General features: G+C 47.2%; 5 protein-coding genes. All 5 read right to left on the bottom strand.

Translation table 11 applies throughout. The annotated features are described in order from the left end of the window. Positions 1-221: hypothetical protein (locus ACXLDX_RS03950; protein ID WP_457575891.1), on the bottom strand; the 221-nt coding region annotated here is incomplete at its 3' end. 245 nt (positions 222-466) lie between these two features. Continuing rightward, positions 467-2,488: a PAS domain S-box protein gene (locus ACXLDX_RS03945; RefSeq protein WP_457575890.1), complete on the bottom strand. Its 2,022-nt coding sequence runs from the start codon at positions 2,486-2,488 to the stop codon at positions 467-469. A 33-nt stretch (positions 2,489-2,521) separates the two neighbouring features. After that, positions 2,522-4,036, bottom strand: a complete 1,515-nt coding sequence (locus tag ACXLDX_RS03940; protein WP_457575889.1) for a sensor domain-containing diguanylate cyclase — start codon at positions 4,034-4,036, stop codon at positions 2,522-2,524. Positions 4,037-4,196: 160 nt separating this feature from the next. Next, the gene (gene dsdA / locus ACXLDX_RS03935; RefSeq protein WP_457575888.1) at positions 4,197-5,555 is read right to left on the bottom strand and encodes a D-serine ammonia-lyase; all 1,359 of its coding nucleotides are present in this window, start codon (positions 5,553-5,555) and stop codon (positions 4,197-4,199) included. Beyond that, on the bottom strand, positions 5,552-5,673 hold a 122-nt coding region (locus ACXLDX_RS03930; protein WP_457575892.1), incomplete at its 5' end, for a helix-turn-helix domain-containing protein. The genes ACXLDX_RS03930 and dsdA, both read right to left, overlap by 4 nt.

Genomic DNA, 5,673 nt, shown 5'->3' with positions numbered 1-5,673 from the left:
TATACACTGGCAATCGTCATTGCCTGATTTTTTTTGTCAGAGAGAAAGTTCTCAAGAATCAGGTATCTCAAGCGAAGCAGGGAGTGCTCCTGCTGCATGATTCTTGCCTGCTTCTGCTTATAATCGTCCTGGATATATGCACAGACAATAACCGCAACTGCCGCTGATACGATTAACATGAAAATTGACTTGATCTTATGGGGAACTATTTTTTTCAACATGCATACCTCCAGGTAAATCAGCACAGCAGATCACCTAACAAACCAATGCCCAACCATTTAAAATTATTGCATAACCCTTACAAAGAATAATAATATTTAATGCTGTATAAGAAGAAATTACAACACCACAATATCATGAAAAAACACTGTGTTTTATACCGTATTTTTTACCTGGATTATAAAAAGACGAAATGAGTCAGAAGAAAAATAGTTGAATTTTCAGAAAGTTAAACTGTGGATCAATTTCACTTCCCTACGAAGAAAGTACTGTTTAAATAATGATTGAGGCGTACTTTTTTTCCGGTGAGATGGAGTTTTTTTCTTAAACTGTTGCGATAGGCCTCTATTGATCGGGGAGAAAGCCCCAGAAGTGAGGCAATTTCTTTGGATTTCTTCCCGTTTCTGATCAAATCTGCGACCAGGATCTCTCTTTTTGTCAGACCGAAATCAGAATACCGGGGCAGCCCGGCATGGGAATCAGAAAAAGAACTGAGGTGAGATTTTACGATTGTAATGTATTCATGACCAGTCTCGCCCTTCATATATTCCCCAAGGAGATCGAGATACGGCAGGATAACCCTTTTCAGATCGGCCATGGCCTTTTTTCGGGTGCTGCGACCATCATTTCCGGCCTTATTCAACAGAACATTCAAGGCGATATTGGTATTTTTTATCTCTTCATTTTTTTCAGCAAGCTGTCGCAGGGCAAGACGATGACCTTCCATCTCCTCCCGCAGTTTTTCCTCCGCCCGCACACGCTCTGTAATATCGCGGCCAAGACCGATGAATCCTTTGGATTCCCCGCCTCCATCGAACAGAGGCACTTCAAGAACATCATATATTTTCACTTCACCATCGGGCAGGACAACAACCTGATCATTGCGAAAAACAGTACCCGGCTGCCAGCTTTTTTCTCCCTTCCGGAAAATATCTTCGCGGAAAGGACTGCTCCATGGCAATTCATTATCTTTTTTTCCCGCCAGATCTTCAAGCGAAACACCATACAGATCAAGTATGGCCTGGTTGGCAAGCAACCAGCGTCCTTCTTCGTCTTTGAAACAGATCAGATCCGGTGAAGCATCAATGAGTATCTGCAACTGCTCATTTTTCTCCGCCAGCTTTTTTTCAGCCAGGTACTGCTCAGTTATTTCCCGAAAAAAAGAAACCTTAATGGTCTTTCCCTCGGACAGCTCAAAAGGCGTTTCATAGACCTCATATACCTGGTTTTTTCCGACGACATTCATCTGCCACCGGGCTGTATTTCCCCGCAGAACATGAGTATTATTACACCAGAAACAGGGACTCTGTGCCCGGTTGAGATACTCGAAACATTTCCGGCCCGGACGTACTTTGCCAAAACTTTTCTGCAATGTGGCATTGGCGTGAATGATATTGTATTCATCATCAACGATAAACACGCCATCCGACACATTACTCAGGATATGCTGGTACCGTTTTCCCTCCTGGACCCTGCATCTTTCCACAAGTTTGATATCCGTTACGTCATGAATAACAACTATGGCGCCCGACAGCACTCCGCCAGGTTCCCTGTAGGGATAAAAGGTGATATCCAGGTATCTTTCCCCTTTATGGGCTGGAATAGAAAATTGTCCCTGGAAGCGCACTGTTTCTCCGGAAAAACATTGATCAAGGCGCTTTCTGACATGTTTTTCGAAAATTTCCCTGCCAAGAAGGTCATCCACCCGTCGACCAAGGACATCCTGCAGGGTTATTTTAAATGTATCGAGGTAGGCCCTGTTGACAAAGCGATAGACATAGTCCCGATCGACAAAGGACATGAGATCGTCGGTGGCTGAACAGATTTCCCGCTGACGCTTTATCAGGTTTTCCTTTTCCCTGCGATAACTGATATCCCGTATACTGATCTGTACCAGATACCTGTTATCATATCGAAACACTGAAGCATTCAGCTCAACGGGAATTACCCTGCCATCCTTGTGCAGATATTCCGTTTCTACATTCAGATACCCCTGCTGGAAAAGAAGAGCGTACCGACGCTGAAATTCCTCATTTTCTGACCAATCTTTGAATGTGACACAGGGTTTACCAAGCAGTTCTTCACGGCTGTACCCAAACATTTCACACAGAGCATGGTTCACTTCCAGCAATGTTCCCCCGTCATCGGCGATGGCCATTCCATCAGAACCATAGAAAAAAGCCTGTTGGAACTTTTTCATTTCCAGCAACTGCCGTTCCAGCTCCCTGTTTCTTTTTGCCAATGCACCATGAGCACATTCTGCAGACAAACAAAGATCCTGTGAATCCCAGCTGTATCCCATCTATCCTTCTACCCTGTTTCTTCCATTCTGCTTGGCCCGATAGAGAGCCCGGTCACTTGATTCAATGAGCTTTTTTCTCTCCATAACGGGGTTTCGCCCGTCAGTTGTCGCCAGACCTATACTGATCGTTATCGAGATGGAACTCTCCCGGTAAGTAATCTGCTCCTGACCAATCCCCCTTCTCAACCGCTGGGCAATCACCCTGGCTCCACGGGAATCTGTTTCCGGCATAATTACGGCAAATTCTTCACCGCCATATCGGGCAACAATGTCACTGTGACGGACAAGTTTCACAAGTAACCGACTGACCGCACAGAGAATACTGTCTCCGGCCGGATGCCCGTAGGTGTCATTTACTTTTTTAAAATAATCAATATCAATAAAAAGCAGAGACAGCGGATGCCCGTACCTGGAAGCCCTGCTCAATTCCGCCTCGAGTACTTCCTGAAAATACCTGTGATTATACAACCCGGTAAGACCATCCCGCAGGGCGAGTTCCCGGAGACTTTCGTTCGCCTTTTTCAACTCCGCCGCCAGTTGTTCCGCATTCAGTTTCGCCTGTTTGAGTTCGAGGACAATCTGCTCATAGGAAAAATTCAACCGCCTTAATTCATCATTGGCCTCCTGCATGATCTGGGTGAAAGGTTTTATTTCTCCCGGATCTATGGAAAAAAGTTCCATCACTTCCCTGGCTCTCTCACCAATACTGTCTATCAGTGCATCGACTTCTTCAGAAGTGCAACCCCATTCCTCAGCCAGCCCAGCATGGATATCAACAAATTTACTGTTGCTGTGAAGGCCGTGATACATTGACGAAATCTTGTCTGCAAAACTCAGAATTTTTGCCTCCTGCAGATATTCATTTTCCAAACCCATGGAATGATGGGCGCGAATCGGCCCGCAAATAGATGGAGGCAGCATCCAGGAAGTAAGAAGATGATATCCTATTTCCGTGTGATCGTGACCAAACTGCTCTTTTTCCATATCGCAGAGTGTTCCAGCTCCGAGCCTCTTATCGTCCAGCACCATGGTATATTTGTTCGGGCTGGAAAGAAAGAAAATCAGCACACCGATATCCTGCAACAGGGAGGAAACAAAAAGATCCTGACCGTTACTGCCGATCTTCCGCCCCAGCACTTCAGCTGCCACGGCAGCCGTCACCGCCCGTCGCCAGAAAAGATCCAGATCAAAACCGCCCTGGGGAACATCCTGGAAATCCTGAACAATAACAAACGACAGGGCTATGTTTTTCAGTGCCTCCGTACCTATCAGAGCTGTTGCTTGGGCAAGGGAATCAACCGGCCTGGGAAAGCCATAAAGGGATGAATTGGCGATTTTCAGGATTCTGACGGAAAGGGCCGGGTCAACGGATATGATTCCGGCAAGTTCCTCAAAGGAATTTTCATCTTTCCTGACTGCCTGGAGAATTTTCAGCGCAATAGCGGGTGGAGAAGGTAACCGTATCTTTTCATCGAAAAAATCCTGAACACTGGTCATCATTACACGCTCTGTCATAATCCACATCAACATTGGGCAACTTCGCCCAACCCCCTGTCAATTCTGCATAAACGCATAACTACAAGAATTCCATCGCCCTGTCAAGGAACCATTCTCATGATAATTCGAAGAGTTACACCATAAATTGATTTCAGGCATCGCAAAATGCGTGTAATGATCACATGAGTCCAGCTCCCTTTTGATAAAAGGCCGCCATTTCGTCATCGGGAACCATGCTTCCTCCGGTTCCCCAGGCAATGTGAGTTGCAGAATTAATTGTATCCGCCAACCCGCTTGTTCTTCCACCAGGCCGGGAACGAATTGAACAGACCATTGAAACACCTGCCAGCCCAGCCAGGGCAGAAGGTTCCATCCAAATCGATTCACTGTCCGAAAGTCTGGCAAGCGTGGCAAATAACCTGTCATCGTCAACAGTCACCACTCCGTCGACCAGGGGACCAACAGCCCTGCCTGCAAATCCGGATGGTCTGCTCACGGCAAGACCATCGGCTTCAGTTATACCGTCCAGGCCAAAATCGTGTACGGATACCTTCTCGTTGAGACCAGTCAAAAGACCGAGAAGCATGGAAGGGGCATGGGTTGGTTCTGCAAAGAAACAGTGAACATCGTCTCCGAAAAGGTGTTTCAGGCCGAAACATATTCCTCCGGGTGCACCGCCAACCCCGCAGGGCAGGTAGACAAAGAGAGGATGCTCCCTGTCCACCCTGATATCCCGCTCCCTGAGCTGGTCCGCCAGCCTCAGTGCCGCCACACTGTAACCCAGGAAAAGATCCGTGGAATTTTCATCATCGACAAAATGACAGGTGGAATCATCTGCAGCAAGAGCGCGTCCCTTTGTCACCGCATCACTGTAATCCCCGCCGTATTCAACAACCTTTACCCCATGGGAACGGAGCAGCTTTTTTTTCCAGGCCCTTGCGGCAGCGGCCATGTGCACAGTGACACGGAAACCGAAACGAGCTCCCATGAGGCCGATGCTGAGGCCCAGATTCCCGGTAGAGCCAACCGCCAGACTGAATTTCCTGAATATTTCCCGTGCCTCTCCAGTGGCAAGCAGGGCATAATCATCGGCAACCCCGATAATACCTTCATCAAGGGCCACTTTTTCGGCCACCTTGAGAACTTCATATATTCCCCCGCGCGCTTTGACGGAACCGGAAACGGGAAGCAGATTGTCACATTTGAGATAGAGTCTGCCGCCAAACCCGCAACCGATTTTTTCAATTTTCCTCTGCATGGCTGGAATAAGTCGAAGGGGGGACTCAATGATGCCGCCACTTCCCCGCGTTTCAGGAAAAAACTCTGCAATACAGGGTCCAAATCTTGTGAGTCTTGCCGCCGCATCATCAATATCACTTCTTTTCAGGGTCATTTTCTCCAGGACGGCATCGCATCTTTTTTGACGTTCATTTAACCATACAATTTCTTGATATTGCATAATTTCACGAATATATGGATGTGATTCACACCATGCGTCCACATCAATTGATTCCGGCTTCCGTAATTCTTTCATCATTCTCCCGCCTTTCTGATACCGCTCTTTTTCATCTTGTAACGCAATACACGCTCACTGATCCCCAGGCTCTCGGCCGCCTTTGTCTGCACCCATCCATGTTTTTCCAGGGCCTGCACCA

The organism is Desulfomarina sp., from assembly GCF_054039375.1.
The sequence above is the reverse complement of the archived record's forward strand: the minus strand, read 5'-3'. Positions and strand labels throughout refer to the sequence as shown.